Here is a 16,572-nt window from a genome sequence, read left to right as displayed (position 1 = left end):
GGAATTTTAATGCCACAAGAACTTACTAATGCGATTTTAAATTTAAGCGAGGGAAACCTTGACCTTAGAGAGTACGCAAGAACTAAACAAGAAGGGAATAATATAGGAAACTTTTTATTTCCAAATGTTAAGACTGATGATTTAAAGATTGAATATATTGTAGGTGGAAATCAACAGCCTGTTACTGCTGAAGTTTACGCTCCAGATACTAATACGAAGTTATCAACAAGACAAGGTTTGTATAAAAACATCTTAGATATGCTTTTGGTAAAAGACTCAAAGTCTATTACTGAAGATGAAATTGTTAAGCTTCAAAATCCAAGAACATCTGCAGAGGAGCAAGAGGTACTGAACAAGATATTTAACGATGTGGATTTAACTATTGAGTCAGTTTATAAAAGAATTAACATGATGAGATTTGAAATCCTACAAACAGGAAAGCTAACTCTTGATGAAAATGGTGTAAAGGGAGTGATTGACTACCATATGCCAGAAAGCCACAAGGAAGCTTTAAAAACTACTGCACGTTGGGGAGAAAGTGGAGCGGATCCACTAGGAAATCTTGATGCTTGGGTAGATAAAATAGTTGAAGATACTGGAGTAAATCCTACAAGAGCATTAATGGATAAGGCAACTTCAAGACTAATTTTAAATTCAGAAGCAGTGAGGAAGGGAATATATGGGGTAAATTCTTCAATCATTCCAAGTCTAACAAATTTAAATGACTTTTTAACTCAAAGAGACCTACCAACAATTGCAGTTTATAATGAAAAATATAGACTTTCAGATGGAACAATTATGCCACTTGTAAAACCTAATACAGTTATACTAATGCCAGATACAAAGCTAGGCAATACTAATTTTGGACTTACAGCTGAGGAAGTGGAATTGCCAGCTGTATCAAACTTAGATGTTAGAAATAAAGATTTTATTACAACTGTGATTTATAGAAGAATTGATCCAGTAGCAAGAATAACTAAATCAGTAGCAAGAGCAATTCCGTCTTTTGAAGCTTGCAATCAAGTTTTTGTTGCAACAGTAAAATGATTAAGCTTGATAATGTAAATAAAATTATTAAAGAGTTGGGTGGAAAGGAAATTGACGCTCAACTTTTTAATTTTATTCATGATGAGGTTTTAGATTTTTTAAGATGGGCTTGTTATAGGGAAGATTTTCCAGAAGATGCGAAAGGATCTATTGAATATTTTATTGCTATAAAGGCAATCCTAAGTAGAATGGAAATTGATGATTTAAATAAGGCAAATGAACCTATTAAAGATAGAAAAAGATTAGCTAAGTCAATTTCTATTGAAAACACTAGGGTTGAATTTGATGATAAAAGCGAAGAAGAAATAAGAGATGCTGTAATTTTAAATTATAAAAATAAGTTAAATTATTTGTTTAACAGTAGGCTTGAAATATTTTGCTCTAGATATAGGTGTTTAAAATGGTAATTGATTATGATTCTTATGGTAAAAATCTTTCACTTTTATTTGAGGATAGGGTAACTGCAATTTCTGTTGAAACTTATGAAGATGAAAAAACAAAGGTTACAAAGAGAAGAAAGGTTACTGTTGTTGATAATAAGCCTTGTAGAATTAGTTTTAATGTGTCTTCTCACAGTGACGATTTTATAGGTCATAGCGAGGCAGAGAGAAGAGATATTTTGACAACGGGGCATGATGTTAATATTCCAAAGGGGTCTGATGTAATAGTTACTAGATGTGATGGAAGCAGATACCATTATAAGTTTTCTGATACTCCTTCAATACATTTATCCCATAGGAGATATGTTCTTGAGAAGGTTGATATTTCATGAAAATTGATATTAAAGCTCTTAAAGATTATAAAAATAATTTAGATAAGTTTAAAAGTGTAACTAATGAAATTTTTATGGAAGCAGTTTATGAAGTTGCTACAAGAGTTTTTCAAGCTACGGTAAAAAACACTCCAGTTGATACTGGAGATCTTCGTGAGTCTTGGAATATTGATGATATAAAGAAAAAGGGTAGTGTTTACGAGATAGAGATTTCTAATAATTTGGAATATTCAACTTATGTTGAGTTTGGCCATAGAATTGTTGTCGGTGGAAATACTTTAGGTTGGAAAGATGGTGTTTTTATGTTAACTATTGCTGAAAAAAATTTAGAAAAAGTTATGGATAGAATTTTTCAAAGAAAGTTTGAAAAGAGGTTTAAAGAACTATGGTAGCTATTTTACAACCAGTAATCAATAGGCTTAAAGAGTTATTTCCAGATATAAAAATTGAAATCGATAGACAAAAGCAAGGGGTAGTTGCTCCTTGTTTTTTTATTAATCTTATTAGGACTGAGCTTATTAGACAATTTGATAATCGATTTTTCTTAAATAATACTGTAAACATCAATTATTTAAGATGTGATGAAGATGATTTGTTTAGTCTAGAAGAAATTAGATTTAAGCTTCTTATTGGAATGGAAGAGGTGAAGCTTAAAAATAGTGGTGTTACTTGTGAAAATCTGCAGACAAAAATTGTTGATGGTGACCTTGTAATGACCTTTGATTTAAATGTTTGGATGGAAAAAGTGAAGATACCTGATCCACTTATGAAAAGACTTAAACAGGAGGGTTTAATTAAAAATGAATAAAAGTAATAATGCTCCTACTTTTACTAAGGAGCAATTTTTAAATGCTAAGGAGCCAATAGGAAATGTTGATGCTCTCTATGCAATTTTAGAAGATGGTAAAGAATATACAAAAGAAGAAGTTTTAAAACTTTATGATGATTTTATGAATAGGGAGGTTAAATAATGGCTTATGGTGGTGGTACTTGGAATCCTCCAGTACAAAATAAAATGCTTTCTGGGACTTATATTTGTTTTTCTTCAAAAGCAAGACCTTCTAATATTTTTGGAGAAAGAGGTTTTGTTGCTTGTGGTTTAAATTTAAGTTTTGGTTTAGAAAACGAGATTATAACTGTTGAACCTTCAGATATTCAAAGACAATCTCTTGAACTATTTGGTTTGGAATATACAGATGAAGAGTTACTGCCTTTAAGAGAAATTTTGGCACATGCTAAGACTGCTTATATTTATAGATTAAATGGTGGCGGAGAAAAGGCAAAGGCAAATGTTGAATCTCTTACTATTACTGCTAAGCATTCAGGGACTAAGGGAAATCAGTTTGTTGTAATTATTTCAAATAATGTTGATGAAGAGGAAAAATTTGATGTAACTATTAAAATTGGAACTCTTAAAGTTTATGAAAAGGTTGCAGTTAAAGATATTGAAGATTTAAAGGATTGTCCTTATGTTGACTTTAAAGGAACTTTAACTAAGACAGTTGGTATTAATTTAACTGGTGGGACTAATGGAGTGGAAAATACAAAGTCACATACTGATTTTTTAGAAAAAGTTGAAAAGAAGTATATTAATGTAATTGCTTATGCAGGTACTGATGAAGCTATTAAAAGAATGTATAAGTCTTATGTTGAAAGAAGAGTTAATCTTGAAGGGGCATATTTCCAAGCTTGTTTGTATAATTTTGACGCCAATAGTGAACTTGTAATTAATGTGGCATCAAGGGCAAAGGAAAATGAAGCAGGCCTTGTTTATTGGGTAGCTGGTACTGAAGCGGGTTGCGAAATAAATAGGACTGTTGGAAATCATATTTACGATGGAGAATATACAATTGAGCTTAACATGAAACAAAGAGATTTAATAGCTGCTATTAAGAAGGGTCAGTTTGTATTTCATGAAGTAGATAATAAGCCAAGGGTTTTAAGTGATATTAATTCTTTTACTGATTTTAGCGTTAGAAAAAATGAAGATTTTTCAAAAAATCAAATTATAAGAGTTCTTCATCAAGTTGGAAACGATGTTTCAACTATTTTCAATACTAGATATCTTGATAAGGAACAAAACAATGAAATTGGTAGAAATATCCTATGGAATGACATATATAATCATGCACTTAAGCTACAAGGATTAGGTGCTATTACAGGTTTAGAGCCTGAAGATATTACAGTGGAACTTGGAGATTCTAAAGATTCTGTTTATTGTGAGTATTTAATTAATCCAGTTATGGCAATGGCAAAACTTTATATGCATGTAATTGTGGAGTAGGGGGTTATTAATGGATAAATTTTTAGAACGTGGCGATTTAATCAATGGCAGGTTTGGAGAAGCTGTTGTTGTAATTGATGGCAACAGGGAGTCTATGTTTTATTTAAAAAATATTACGGCAAAGATTGATATTGATAGAGAGACAATTCCTAGACTCGGAACTCCTATTGATTTAAGCGTTGGAGGAAGTGCTAAGGGTACTTTTACAGCTACTATGTATGCACATACTAAAGCTTTTAGAGAAGTTTTAACTAAATATATGAAGACTAGAAAGGAAACTTCTTTTGACATCTTTTTAACTCAAAATGATCCTAATTTTGACGGCGGAGAAGACAGAGTTATTTTGAAAAGATGTTATTTAAATGGTGGAGAGATTTTTAAATTGGATATTGAAAAATCTCATCTTGAACAAGAGATAGAAGGAACTTTTGAAGATATTGAGGAGAGATAAAGTGGAAAAGAATTTAAGTTATTTTATGCCAGAAGTGGCTAAGGAAAAAAGAGAAAATATTGATATTATTGTGTCAGATAGATTTGTTGATGAAGATGGGAACCCAATTCCTTGGAAATTTAGACTTTTAAGTGCAAAAGAAATTGATGAATTAAAGAATAATGCAATAGTAAAGAAAAATAAAAGTCTTTTAAAAGTAGACACTAAAAAAATAATCATTGATACTATTTCAGAAACTATAATTTATCCTAATTTAAAGAGTGAAGAATTACAAAATGCTTATGGTGCAATGAATATTTCTGAACTCTTGGACAAGATGCTTGAAGGTCGAGAATATGAAAGATTTACTGATAAGCTTATGAAGGCACAGGGATTTATGGACGATCCTGATGTAATTATAGGTGATGCAAAAAACTAATAAAGAGCGAGCCACTTTTAAGGTTCGCTCACAATTTGTTTTGGGAAACTAAGGGAAATATAAAAATTGAGGATTTTTTATCTATGGATAGTGGTCTTCAAACTTTATATATTGCAAGTTTTTTGTTTAGAAATGAAGAAATAGAAAAGGCTAGAAGGAAGGTGAAGGCATGAGTTTAAAAACTACAATTTCAATGATTAATAATGTAAGTCCAGTTCTTACAAATATTATTGAGTCAATGAATATGGTTATTTCTTGCGCATATAAACTAAATGACTCAACGGATAACATGATTGATGTGTCTTCTCTTGATGCTTCTTTAGCTTCTCTTAGAAATGCTCAATCTGAACTTGCAAATATGGAAAATTTTACAGCTAACCTTGAAAATGAGCATAGAAATTACAATGATACAGTTAGCAAAAGTGAAAGGCTTTTAAGTGGAATTAAGGGAAAAGTAATTGGAATTATTGGAGCTTATGCAGGACTTCAAAGTATTAAAGCTTTTACTAATTTAGGAGATGAGCTCACAAGTATTAACTCAAGGCTTAGTTTTATGTTGGGAAAAGAAGAAAAACTTTTTGATGTTCAATCTAGAATTGCACAAGCTGCTAAAAGCTCTAGAACTAATTATAAGAATATGGCTGATTCCGTTGCAAAGCTTACAATGCTTGCTGGAGATGCTTTTAGTGGACTTGAAGAAGCTACTAAATTTAGTGAAATTTTGAATAAAAATTTTAAGGTTGGCGGTGCAAGTGCAGAAGAACAAGCGGCTGCGATGTACCAACTGACACAGGCAATGGCTTCTGGTAGGTTGCAAGGTGACGAATTTGTATCCATAAGAGAAAATGCTCCACTACTTGCACAAGCAATAGCTAAGACAATGAATGTAAGTATGGGCGAGTTAAAAGAACTTTCAAGTGAAGGCGCAATTACAGCTGATGTTATTAAAAGAGCTATGTTTGAGAGTGCAGATGAGATTGAGACAAGATTTAAGAAGATTCCTAAAACTTTTTCTGATTTAAAGACAGAACTTATAAATACACTTATTTTAAGTTTACAAAAGCCACTTTCTAATCTTACTAATTTTATTGATACAGAGTCTTTTCAAAATCTTTTTAATGGTCTTATAAATGGGGTTATGATATTTTCTCATTTTGTTGGAATAGGCATTGATTTATTTATAAAGGGTTTTGAACTTATGGGTAATGCTATTACCTATGTTGGCCCGCCATTACTTTCGCTTATATCAATGTTTTTATTTTACAAGGGTATTGTACTTGCACACAATGCTATTGCTTCTGCTTCTGCTGCTATTCACTTTATTATGGCAAGAGCTATGAGTTTATATGCTATAGCTACTGGAAAGGCGACGGCTATTCAAGGTGGTTTTAATGCTGCACTTCTTGCAAGTCCATTATTTTGGATTCCTACAATTATAATTGGCGTTATTGCACTTATTTATGGAATTGTAGCTGCTATTAATAAGGTTACTGGTTCAACTTATAGTGCAACTGGTTTAATTGTTGGAATTGTTCAATGGGCAGGAGCAACAATTTTAAATATTGCTATTGGTCTTATTAATGGTCTTATACAACTAATGTATGCTGGGTTTGCCAGTCCTTTTATATCAATAATAGAGTGGGTTTTAAATGTTGCAAAAGGTGGATTTGATTCTTTTGGTGATGCCGTTAAGAATTTAATTGGAAATATTATTTCTTGGTTTTTAGATTTAGGAAAAGTTGTAACAAAAATAATCGATGCTATTTTTGGGACTGACTGGACAGGTGGTCTTGAGGAATTGCAAAATAAAGTGCTTGGTTGGGGAAAAAATGAAAATGCGATAACTCTTGATAGAGAAGTTTCTGGAATAGAAAGAATCGAAACTAAAAAATGGTTTAATAAGGGCTATGCATGGGGAGAAGATAAGGCTAAGTCAATTAAAAGTTTAATAGGTCAAAAGAAATTTGAAAACAGTCTTAATTCCACTGACTTTTTAAATATGGATGATTTATCTAATCCTCTCGATGAAATTGCTGAAAATACTAAGTCTATGAACGAAAAAATGAAAGATAATGATTGGGAAAATAATAATTTATCTGCTCTAAAGGGATTAATGGAGACTAGGGCAATAAGTGATTTGTCCAAGGGAATAAAGCTTGAAGTACACAATCAATTTACTGGTGATATAAAAAGTGATGTTGATGCGGAAAAGATTATTGATGAAGCAAATAAAAAATTGTTAAAAGACCTAATTTTATCAATTAATGGAGGTTGATTATGAGCAAAAAACCTTATCAACTATATATTGATGGAATGGAGATTCCAATAACTCCTGCTAAGATAAAAAATAAAATACCAGGGCAAAATGATTTTTATGATTTAGTTAATGGTGAAACTTATACTGTTTTAAGAAAAAGTAAATTAGCTGAATATTCTTTTTCTTTTTATGCTTTTTCTGATGAGCATGAGGGAGTAGACTTATATATTCCACAGCAAGAAATTATAAGCAAATTAGAGGAGTTAAAGAAAGAAAAGAAAATTTTTGAATTTGTTATTTTAAGAATTACATCAGATCCAAATCTTAGAAATTCTATTTGTAAGTACATGACCCTAGAAGATTATGTAATTGATGAAGATAGTAAAATTGGAACTAATATTTTAATAGATTTGACATTAAAAGAGTATCAACCACTTAAGACAGTTAAGCTAAAAGATACTGGGAGCAGTACTGATAAAAGACAGGTCAATAAAATAGTAAAAACTGCTATTGCCGCTATTCCTTTAACTGTTCCTGTTGTAGCCAAGACATTTTTCAATCCTAATAATGTATATAAACTAGTTAGGGGAATAAAAAATGAAGCAAAATAAAAAGATTTATCAAATATTTATTCAAAACAATGGAAAGATTTATCAGCCTGTAATTAAAGGTAAGGTTACTATTAAATGGGAAAGAGGATTTAGGGCAGGGATTTTAGAGTTTGATGTCGTAAAAGATGAAATTATTGACTATCAAGAGGGCAATCCCGTAAGTTTTAGTATTGATGGCAAGACTGTTTTTAAGGGATATGTTTTTAAAAAGAGTAGAGATAAAAGGCAAGTGATTTCTACTGTTTGTTATGATCAAATAAGATATTTAAAGTCAAAAGACACTTATCAGTATTCTTCAAAGTCTATGAGCGATTTGTTAAAACAAATTTGCAGTGACAGAAATTTGCAAATTGGGGAGATTGAAGATTCTTCATACAAAATACCTAAGAGGCTAGAAAAAAATCAAGAGTACTTGAATATGATAAAGGTGGCAAATGATATTACATTATCTCAAACTGGAAAGATTTTCACACTTTTTGATGATTGTGGAAAAATTTCTCTTAAATCTGCTGATAAAATGATTGTGGACTGTCCAATAAGTTATGACAATATTGTTGACTTTTCTTATGAAACAAGTATTGATGATGGAACTTATAATAGAGTTGTTGTTTATTTAATTGATGATGACGGAAGGTTGATAAAAAAAGTTGTAAAGCAAGATGAGAAAAACATTGCTAAGTGGGGAGTGCTTGAGTACACTATTACCACTAATAATGGAGAGGATATTGAAAATAAAGCTTCACAAATTTTAGAGGTTTTAAATAGAAAATACAGAAGTCTTACAATAAAAAATGCTGTTGGGGATATTCGTGTTCGTGCTGGTTCTGTTATTCCTGTTGAGATGATGGCTATTGGAGATATTAATATAAATTCTTATATGCTTGTTGAAAAAGTTACTCATACTTTTTTTGATGATGCTCATTTTATGGATTTAGAAGTTATGAATAAGGATATTCAAAAGATTGGCGATGTTGATGGCATTATAAGTGACAAGGAAAAACAAAATAAGAGATATAGTGTAAGTGATTCTAAGAATATTAGAAAGGCTACAACAAAGGCTAAAAAATTAGATGGTGCTACTGAATTACAAATTAAGGATTTACCTAAGGCTAATAATAAGAAGATGCAAACAATAGTAAATAAAGCAGAAAGTATGATAGGAACAAGAGCTTATAAAGGTAAATGTCAAGGGTTTGTTAGGGTATGTTATGAATCTGCTGGTATACATGGAAGTGCTGGAAGTGCAAAAACTGCTGGAAATAAATGGATAGTAAGCACAAGTAAAGACAATATTCCAGTTGGAGCTGCTGTTTATTTTAACAGTCCATATTCGCCACAATTTGGGCATGTTGGAATTTATGTAGGAGATGGAATGATGATTGATGCAACTGATACAACTGTTAAAAAAAATAAGATTGGTGGTTGGTGGAAACACTACAGAGGTTGGGGATATCAAGGAGGTGTGGTCCCTAAGTAATGGAAATTTTTGATTTAAAGGGTGCTATTGATGAAATAGTTAATCAAAATTTAGGTAGAAGAATGAATTCTGAAATTGTTTATTGCAAACTAGTCTCTCTTAATCCTCTTGATTTTATCCCTGAAAATGATGATAAAGTACACATTAAAGAAGAATTTTTAGTTGTTCCAAAGTATAGACCTTTTACGAGTAAAGATTTAGGAAAGAAGTTTGTTCTTATTTCTAATGATGGAGGGCAGACTTATTTTTACTTGTACGAAGCATCGGATCCTCAAGGGTCAAATGGCATTGCTTACCATTTTGAGGGAAGCCATGAGTTTGTAAATGGAAAGATGAGTTGCTCTTTGCATGGGACTTGTCCTCATGGCGAGGTGTTGGTTACGCATGGAACAGTAGAATCTTATAAAGGAAAGATTAAAGATGAGATGCACAAAAATCACATAAATGATTAGAGGTGGTTAAATGATACCAGAGTTAAATAATGAATATGAGTATGGTGATGAGATTGAAATAATTCCACAGCCTTCTTTTACTCATAAGATGTGGATTGAGGAAGAAAGGGTAAAAAATTATATTTATGATGATTTAGAAGCGCTAAGGCAGATGATTTATAAATGTATTAATACTGAGAGGGGTATTTATCCAATTTATCCTAATTTTGGAGTTAAGAAGGAAGATTTATTTGGCAAAAGAAAGGAATATGCTTATATAGTTTTAACTAGAAGGATTACTGATGCCTTGATGTTAGATGATAGAATTGAAGATGTTTTTGATTTTTCCTATGTGACTGAATGGAGCAAAGGAGATAGTCTTGGTATGAAGTTCAAAGTAAAAACTATTTTTGATGAGAAAGAAATTGATATTGAAGAGGTGATAAGAATTGGCTAGGGGAATTTATGAGCCTATGTTTGATGATAATTCTTTTGAAAATGTGCTTGAAAGAAATTTAGATAGAATTTCTGATGAGTTTGATAAAAGAGAAGGCTCTGTTATTTATGATGCTATTGCTCCTATGGCAATTGAAATCTCTCTTTTATATTCTTATTTAGATTTTTTATTTAAAAATGCTTTTGGAGATACTGCCAATAGATATTGGCTTATTGAGAGGGCTAAGGAAAGAGGTATTGAACCTTATAAGGCTACTAAGGCTATTATAATAGGAAAGTTTGATGCAGAACTTAATATTGGCGACAGATTTTTTATTGATGATATTTATTACACAGTTTCTAAGCTTCAAAGGGAAGATAAGGGGCTGTTTTTTTATGAGCTTATTTGTAATGAAGCAGGGACTATTGGGAATATAGAGGGCGGAAAGTTAACTCCTACTAAAACTATTAGAAACCTTAAATTAGCAGAGATATATAAATTGGCAATACTTGGCGAGAATGAAGAAGATACTGAAGATTTTAGACAGAGGTATTTTGAATCTATTAAGTCTATGGCTTATGGGGGTAATATTGATGATTACAGAAAAAAGGTAAAGGCTATTGATGGTGTTGGTCTTGTAAAAGTTATTCCAGTTTGGAATGGTGGTGGTACTGTGAAGATTATTATCACAGATCCAGAGTTTAAAGAACCTACACCGGAACTTATTTCTAAAGTTCAGGAAATTATAGATCCAATACCTTTTCATCAAAAAGGAGTTGGAGTTGCTCCTATTGGTCATTATGTGACAGTTGTTGGTGCTAAGTCTAAGAAAATAAATATTACTTGTGGAATTTTAAAATCTCGTGAGTCTAATTTAGAGGATATAAAAAAAGAGATTAAAAAAGATATTGAAGAATATTTTAAAGTTCAGAGGAAGATGTGGGCGACTTATGAAAAGATTGATTCTAATATTTATGTTGAAAATGATATTAGATTAGCTAAAATCACTAGTATTATCTTAAATATATCTGATGTAATTGATTATGACACTATTAGGTTTACTGATACGGATAAAAAAGTATTTGAGCTTTCTGAAGATGAACTTCCTGTTTTAGGAGATGTTGTTGTTACAGAGGTTAGAAATGGATAAAAAATATAATGTTGATGTAAATAATGTTAATCTACATGAGTTGGAAGATGTGATTTCTATAAGTCGTGATGTGGATATAGGTAAGCACTTGCCACAAGAGGTTATTGGAAAGGGTGCTGAATTTACTGAAATAAGAAAAAATGAAAATATTGAACTTTCTAATTTGTGGGCAAGGCTCAACAAGATAATGGAAAATCTTTATATCCAGTCTGCAGGAAAGAAAGGTTTAAGTGCCTATCAAAGATTAATAGATGATGAAAGCATAAAGGGAGATTTGGAAGAACAAAGAAAAAAGATTTATATTCTTTGGAATATGGATAGAATCTGGACACATAGAACTTTTGAACAGTGGCTTGATGTATATCTAGGCAAAGAGAATTACAAGTTATCTCTAGATTATGATAAGTACGCAGTAACTATTGATGTGAGGGTAAAAGAATCAATTTATTTTGAACTTGACGATTTTAGGTTACAAGTTAGGAATATAATTCCTGCAAATTTGACACAGTTTATTAAAATAATTTTTGTAAGAGACCAGACTATTTACTATGGTTTATATGCTCAAAAGGCTAAGCATTATAAAGTTTTGCCTAACAAGTTAGAGGATATGAATTTTAAAAATCCTATCTATATGGGCATGGCGGCTTATCATAAAAAAATTAAGAGAGTTGCAATTATGCCAGAGGTTTGGACTTTAAATGATGAAGATATGTTTTTGGAAGTAGAAGATGGAAGCGGGGTGCGCATGAAGTATGACAGATAAAATTAACGATATAAATCAAAAATTTAAGGGCAAGAAACTTCTTGCTTTTGATGAAACAACGGGGCAGTTTGCAATGGTATCTCCACATATCTTGACAAGTACAGTCTATACAGAAGAAGGTGTGCCTCTTGATGATTACTTAGGTTTTAAACCTCAAGATTTAATAAATAAAGTTGATGATATTTTAAAAGATGCTCCTAAGGATTATGATACTTTTAAAGAAGTTGCGGCAGAACTTAATAACAACAAAGATAGCATTGTAGAGATTTTAAGGGCTATATCAACTAGAGTAAAAAGACCTGAGGGAGGAAGAGAGGGTCAAGTATTAAAGCTTGATGATAAGGGGCAATTTATTTTTGCTGATGATAATGACACAATTTATAATCATCCCGAAACTCATCCTGCCAGCATGATAACAACTGATAATACAAGGCGATTTGTTACAGATAGTGATAAAGAAAATTGGGATGGGAAGCTAGATCAGTCTGCTATTATAGACAGTGATAGTAAAGCTAGCAAAGATACAGTTTTTAATTCTGAATATATGAAGCTACTATTGGATAATATAGGAAAAGAATTAAATAAGAAAGCATATAAAGTACAAGGTAAAGGTCTTTCTACTAATGACTATGACAATAAGGCTAAGGAGAAAGTTGATGCTATACCAAAAAATCCTAAATATACTGACACCACTTATGATTTAACATCCTATGCTAAGAGTAAGGACATAGAAGAAACTTATGCAAAAATAACTACTCTTATGGAGTTAAAGACTGCAATAGAAAGGGAACTTGCAAAGTATGAATTATCAGAAAATGTTGAAACATCTTTTAATTTATTAAAAAGTGAGTTGGACAAAAAAGAAAGTACTATCCACAAGGGAGGAGTCAACGGATACGCAGCACTTGATGACAATGGGAAAGTACCAGAAGAGCAACTACCAGAAAAGGCTATTAGAGAGTATGACCTAACACCTTATGCAAAGAGTGAGGATATCAAAAAGACCTATGCAACTAAGCAAGAGGTAAGTGCTGGTAAGCTTGATTATACTGCAGAAAATATTGCAAATAAGGGAAAGGCTAATGGTTATGCAAGTCTAGGCGATGATGGAAAAGTTCCTGCTGACCAGTTGCCAAGTTATGTAGATGACGTGTTGGAATTTGAAAGCAAGTCAAAGTTTCCAAGTGCAGGAGAAAAAGGGAAAATCTATGTAGACTTATCCACAGAAAACATATATAGATGGAGTGGAAGTATGTATACAGAAATATCTCCAAGCCTTATAACACAAGCTGAAATTAAAAAGCTACAAGGTATAGAAGACGGAGCAGAGAAAAACAATGTAACTCAAGCTATGATAGAAAAATGGAACAATAAGTGGGATAGTGCATATGGTAAAGATATATCTAGGGCAAAAACAGATGGATATAACACATCTAATGTTTGGCAGAGTATATCTTCAACTAGAGATTTAGAAGACTGGATTGGCGATTTTGATAAAAGAACTAGAGAATTAAAAGATAATCTCGATAAAAAACCAGAAGTTGTGGAGATGAGCCTTACAGACTACAACAACTTGACGACTAAAAAGTCAAATATTATTTATGCAGTTTATTAGGTGATGATATGGATTTTTTAAGAACTAAAAATGTTTTTTATAAGGGAAAGGAAATCAAAAAGCTATTTTACGGAGAAAATATAATTTGGTCTAAAATGAGAGGAGAATTTTCTAAGGATTTTAAAAATCTCAAAGAAGATGAAAACTTTGAGGGGATATATGATATTAACAAAAAGGGATTTGTTATTTAATAGGTATTTACAGTATATTATATGAGTATTTTTAGTATAAATTTTAGGATTGATTTAAAATAAAATGTACGTTATAATGTACTTGGTGATTATATGAGTAATATTAATGCGACAAATTTCAGAGCAAATCTTTTTGAATATTTAGATATGGCTGTATCTTATGGTGATGTTATAAATATTAGCACAAAGAACGGAAATGCCATTGTCATTAGTGAGGATGATTACAGAGGACTTTTAGAAACTGTTAATCTATGTTCCATTCCAGGCATGGAAGATAAGTTAGTCCATGGCAAAAATGAGCCTTTAGATGAGTGTGAAGAGTTTGAGTGGTAATTATAAGATTTTAATTACAAAAGATGCAAAGAAAGATAAAGAGAAGATTGAAAGCATTCCAAGTTTAAAAAAGAATGTTGAAAATTTAATAAATGTGATTAAAGATGATCCATATAAGAATCCTCCTAGGTATGAGAAATTAAAAGGTAATTTAGAAGGGTTATACTCTAGAAGAATTAATAACAAGCATAGACTTGTATATCAAGTTTATGAAGATGAGAAAGTTGTTAAAATAGTCAGTATGTGGAGTCATTACGAGTTTTAGAGAAGCGCAGGCTTCTCTTTTTTAATGAAAGAAAGGAGAAGAAATGCAAAGAGGAAGATTTTATCTCACTGAAAAAGGGCGAGACCTCTTGGCTTATTGTCAAAGTGGAGAGCCTTTAAACTTTACAAGAGCAGCAATTGGCAGTGGAAAAATTGAAAATACAAGTGCTCTTTTTAAGATGGACACTTTAGTTCAGGAAGTTCAAGAAGTCGACATTAGAGGTATTAAGGCAAATGGCGACGGAACAAGCACAATATCACTTGCAATTACAAATAATAAAACGAAGAAAGGTTTTTTAATGAGTGAAGTTGGTTTATTTGCTCAAGACCCTAGAAAGGGAGAAATCCTATATGGAGTTGCATATTATGAAGACCACGCTGATTATATACCAGTACACGACCAAGAAATGGTAGAAATCTCTATGGATATAATCGTAGTAGTTGCAAATGTGGATAATATAAATATTAATATAGATAGGTCAATGATTTGTGCAAGTCAGCTTGATTTAATGGATTTAGCAGGTAGGGGAAGAACAAACCAAACTGTAAAAGGAAATTGGGACTTAATACAAGACCTTGCCCTTAAAATTGCAGCAATGGGAACAGCAGTACACACAGATACAAGGTATAACAATTTTAAGGTTGATTTTAAACAATTAGAAGGTACAGAACAATTTGAAGGTATTTACGACCAACAAATGGCACGTTTTGTAATATAGGAAAGGAGTGATAGAATATGACAGCTTATAGATGGGGGAAATTTGAAAAAGAACAAAAGTCATTTACAAAGACAGCAGTCATAAAAGAAGTTCCGTATAGAGCTTCTGGCAGGTGTGTTGCACTGTTAGAGTCAGAAAGTTGGATAGAACCAGGTGAATATAAAGGGACAATCTATGTAGAACGTCCTGTTTTTGGAAGACCTGACTATGATTTTTACGCTCAAAAAGAATTATTGACAGGTGATAAACATATAATTGAAATTAATTATTGCGAAAAAAGAGAATATACAGATTTTATAAGGTATTTGGGTTATGGAAGAATAAAGGAAAAAAGGGTTAGTTATTATTATTCTAAAGGTCCAAAAATAGGTACAGTAACCTCTACAAACAGAAACGCATATCCAAATGACGGAGAAAGTGGCGACTACTGGTATGTATATGAAGGTATAGCAAATCAAACTCCAAGTATATCAGGACAAGATGAGGATTTAGGAGGTTTTAAAGCACCTTTTAAAAGAGTGTTTTCTGTAAATGACCCAGACAATAACGAAACTTTAAATGTAATTGTAAAACTTAATTCTGCTACGATTAGGACAATAAACAATGTAACAAAAGGAGAGTCGTATGAGATTGACATTGATAAGACAAAATTTGATGAGTTAGAACTCAACAAAACAAATACCATTGAAATTACAGTATCTGATTCTAACGGAGCATCAGCTATAAGAAGATATACCTTTAAAAAGGTAAATTCTAATCCAGTTGTAACTGTAACAAATTCTAATATGGGTGAGCAAAACAAACCTTTTAGCTTTAACTTTAATGCAAATGACCCTGATGGCGATGAAATCACAGTCAAGGTATATATTGATGATGTGCAAATTAAGAACTTAGGGCAAGTTACGAAAAATCAAGACATACAAGTTACCATTAATAAACTTGATTATGCCAAATTACAAAATGGAGAGCATAGAATTAAAATCGAAGCGACTGATTCTTATAGTGCTAAAGGTATAGGGTACATTACTTTTAGTAAAAATATTAATTATTGCTGGTATAGACTAACAAAAGAAGTAGATGCCCAACCATCAGCAATTGTAACAAATGTACTTGCAGAATTAGCTACTGGTGCAAAGATGACAGTAAAAGTATCACTAAATGCCAAGGATACTAGTCCAACTTGGGAAGTGGTGCCTGATGAATTAATAGGACAGAAATATAACTTTAAGACTAAAACAAAAACAGCTGATAAGTGGTGTATTGGTGTAGACATAAGAATAGATAGAGCAGACACACCTGAGGGAAAGACATCATACTTCTATGGTTTTGTTGGAGCATATATGTAGGAGGTAA

At 31.7% G+C, this 16,572-nt stretch carries 23 protein-coding genes; all 23 read left to right on the top strand.

Annotated features, from left to right (window positions below):
- Positions 1–9 precede the first annotated feature (9 nt).
- The 23 genes from ACQRC6_RS01105 to ACQRC6_RS00995 all read left to right on the top strand — a co-directional run bounded on the left by ACQRC6_RS01105 (position 10) and on the right by ACQRC6_RS00995 (position 16,565).
- Positions 10–1,047, top strand: a complete 1,038-nt coding sequence (locus tag ACQRC6_RS01105) for a major capsid protein (protein WP_427847348.1) — start codon at positions 10–12, stop codon at positions 1,045–1,047.
- Complete coding sequence (locus ACQRC6_RS01100) at positions 1,044–1,454, top strand: hypothetical protein (RefSeq protein WP_427847347.1); 411 nt, start codon at positions 1,044–1,046, stop codon at positions 1,452–1,454. Before ACQRC6_RS01105 ends, ACQRC6_RS01100 begins: the two co-directional genes overlap by 4 nt.
- Complete coding sequence (locus ACQRC6_RS01095; protein WP_427847346.1) at positions 1,448–1,819, top strand: hypothetical protein; 372 nt, start codon at positions 1,448–1,450, stop codon at positions 1,817–1,819. The genes ACQRC6_RS01100 and ACQRC6_RS01095 overlap by 7 nt, the downstream gene beginning before the upstream one ends.
- Positions 1,816–2,211 (top strand): HK97 gp10 family phage protein, encoded by a 396-nt coding sequence (locus ACQRC6_RS01090; RefSeq protein WP_427847345.1) that lies wholly within the window; start codon positions 1,816–1,818, stop codon positions 2,209–2,211. Before ACQRC6_RS01095 ends, ACQRC6_RS01090 begins: the two co-directional genes overlap by 4 nt.
- On the top strand, positions 2,205–2,627 hold the full coding sequence (locus tag ACQRC6_RS01085) for a phage tail terminator family protein (RefSeq protein ID WP_427847344.1): 423 nt from the start codon (positions 2,205–2,207) through the stop codon (positions 2,625–2,627). Before ACQRC6_RS01090 ends, ACQRC6_RS01085 begins: the two co-directional genes overlap by 7 nt.
- The gene (locus tag ACQRC6_RS01080) at positions 2,620–2,790 is read left to right on the top strand and encodes a hypothetical protein (protein WP_427847343.1); all 171 of its coding nucleotides are present in this window, start codon (positions 2,620–2,622) and stop codon (positions 2,788–2,790) included. Before ACQRC6_RS01085 ends, ACQRC6_RS01080 begins: the two co-directional genes overlap by 8 nt.
- Entirely contained in the window at positions 2,790–4,103 is a 1,314-nt protein-coding gene (locus tag ACQRC6_RS01075) for a phage tail sheath C-terminal domain-containing protein (RefSeq protein WP_427847342.1), read from the top strand. The genes ACQRC6_RS01080 and ACQRC6_RS01075 overlap by 1 nt, the downstream gene beginning before the upstream one ends.
- A 10-nt stretch (positions 4,104–4,113) precedes the next feature.
- Positions 4,114–4,554 carry a phage tail tube protein gene (locus ACQRC6_RS01070; protein ID WP_427847341.1) on the top strand — a complete coding sequence of 147 codons (441 nt, stop codon included), beginning with the start codon at positions 4,114–4,116 and terminating at the stop codon, positions 4,552–4,554.
- Between the two features lies 1 nt (position 4,555).
- Positions 4,556–4,972, top strand: a complete 417-nt coding sequence (locus tag ACQRC6_RS01065) for a phage tail assembly chaperone (RefSeq protein WP_320849998.1) — start codon at positions 4,556–4,558, stop codon at positions 4,970–4,972.
- 35 nt (positions 4,973–5,007) lie between these two features.
- Positions 5,008–5,145, top strand: coding sequence for a hypothetical protein (locus ACQRC6_RS01060; RefSeq protein WP_427847340.1), 138 nt, complete (start codon positions 5,008–5,010; stop codon positions 5,143–5,145).
- Positions 5,142–7,247: a tape measure protein gene (locus ACQRC6_RS01055; RefSeq protein ID WP_427847339.1), complete on the top strand. Its 2,106-nt coding sequence runs from the start codon at positions 5,142–5,144 to the stop codon at positions 7,245–7,247. Before ACQRC6_RS01060 ends, ACQRC6_RS01055 begins: the two co-directional genes overlap by 4 nt.
- Before the next feature lie 2 nt (positions 7,248–7,249).
- Positions 7,250–7,840, top strand: coding sequence for a peptidoglycan-binding LysM (locus tag ACQRC6_RS01050; RefSeq protein ID WP_320850000.1), 591 nt, complete (start codon positions 7,250–7,252; stop codon positions 7,838–7,840).
- Complete coding sequence (locus ACQRC6_RS01045; protein WP_427847338.1) at positions 7,827–9,317, top strand: XkdQ/YqbQ family protein; 1,491 nt, start codon at positions 7,827–7,829, stop codon at positions 9,315–9,317. Before ACQRC6_RS01050 ends, ACQRC6_RS01045 begins: the two co-directional genes overlap by 14 nt.
- Positions 9,317–9,769: a hypothetical protein gene (locus tag ACQRC6_RS01040; RefSeq protein WP_427847337.1), complete on the top strand. Its 453-nt coding sequence runs from the start codon at positions 9,317–9,319 to the stop codon at positions 9,767–9,769. The genes ACQRC6_RS01045 and ACQRC6_RS01040 overlap by 1 nt, the downstream gene beginning before the upstream one ends.
- 10 nt (positions 9,770–9,779) lie before the next feature.
- Positions 9,780–10,205, top strand: a complete 426-nt coding sequence (locus ACQRC6_RS01035) for a DUF2634 domain-containing protein (RefSeq protein ID WP_427847336.1) — start codon at positions 9,780–9,782, stop codon at positions 10,203–10,205.
- Positions 10,198–11,334, top strand: coding sequence for a baseplate J/gp47 family protein (locus ACQRC6_RS01030; RefSeq protein ID WP_427847335.1), 1,137 nt, complete (start codon positions 10,198–10,200; stop codon positions 11,332–11,334). Before ACQRC6_RS01035 ends, ACQRC6_RS01030 begins: the two co-directional genes overlap by 8 nt.
- Entirely contained in the window at positions 11,327–12,097 is a 771-nt protein-coding gene (locus ACQRC6_RS01025) for a hypothetical protein (protein ID WP_427847334.1), read from the top strand. Before ACQRC6_RS01030 ends, ACQRC6_RS01025 begins: the two co-directional genes overlap by 8 nt.
- A complete protein-coding gene (locus ACQRC6_RS01020; RefSeq protein ID WP_427847333.1) occupies positions 12,087–13,712 on the top strand; it encodes a hypothetical protein in 1,626 nt (541 codons plus the stop codon). Before ACQRC6_RS01025 ends, ACQRC6_RS01020 begins: the two co-directional genes overlap by 11 nt.
- A gap of 8 nt (positions 13,713–13,720) precedes the next feature.
- Entirely contained in the window at positions 13,721–13,903 is a 183-nt protein-coding gene (locus tag ACQRC6_RS01015; protein WP_427847332.1) for a hypothetical protein, read from the top strand.
- A gap of 93 nt (positions 13,904–13,996) precedes the next feature.
- Complete coding sequence (locus ACQRC6_RS01010; RefSeq protein WP_320850307.1) at positions 13,997–14,236, top strand: type II toxin-antitoxin system Phd/YefM family antitoxin; 240 nt, start codon at positions 13,997–13,999, stop codon at positions 14,234–14,236.
- Entirely contained in the window at positions 14,226–14,501 is a 276-nt protein-coding gene (locus ACQRC6_RS01005) for a Txe/YoeB family addiction module toxin (protein WP_427847331.1), read from the top strand. Before ACQRC6_RS01010 ends, ACQRC6_RS01005 begins: the two co-directional genes overlap by 11 nt.
- Positions 14,502–14,544: 43 nt before the next feature.
- Positions 14,545–15,219: a phage tail protein gene (locus ACQRC6_RS01000; RefSeq protein ID WP_427847330.1), complete on the top strand. Its 675-nt coding sequence runs from the start codon at positions 14,545–14,547 to the stop codon at positions 15,217–15,219.
- 17 nt (positions 15,220–15,236) lie between these two features.
- Entirely contained in the window at positions 15,237–16,565 is a 1,329-nt protein-coding gene (locus tag ACQRC6_RS00995) for a hypothetical protein (protein WP_427847329.1), read from the top strand.
- Positions 16,566–16,572 lie beyond the last annotated feature (7 nt).

Source organism: Peptoniphilus sp. SGI.035, assembly GCF_050315115.1.
Taxonomy (GTDB): domain Bacteria; phylum Bacillota; class Clostridia; order Tissierellales; family Peptoniphilaceae; genus Peptoniphilus_A.
Note: the sequence above shows the minus strand (reverse complement) of the source record. Positions and strands in the feature narration are given on the sequence as shown.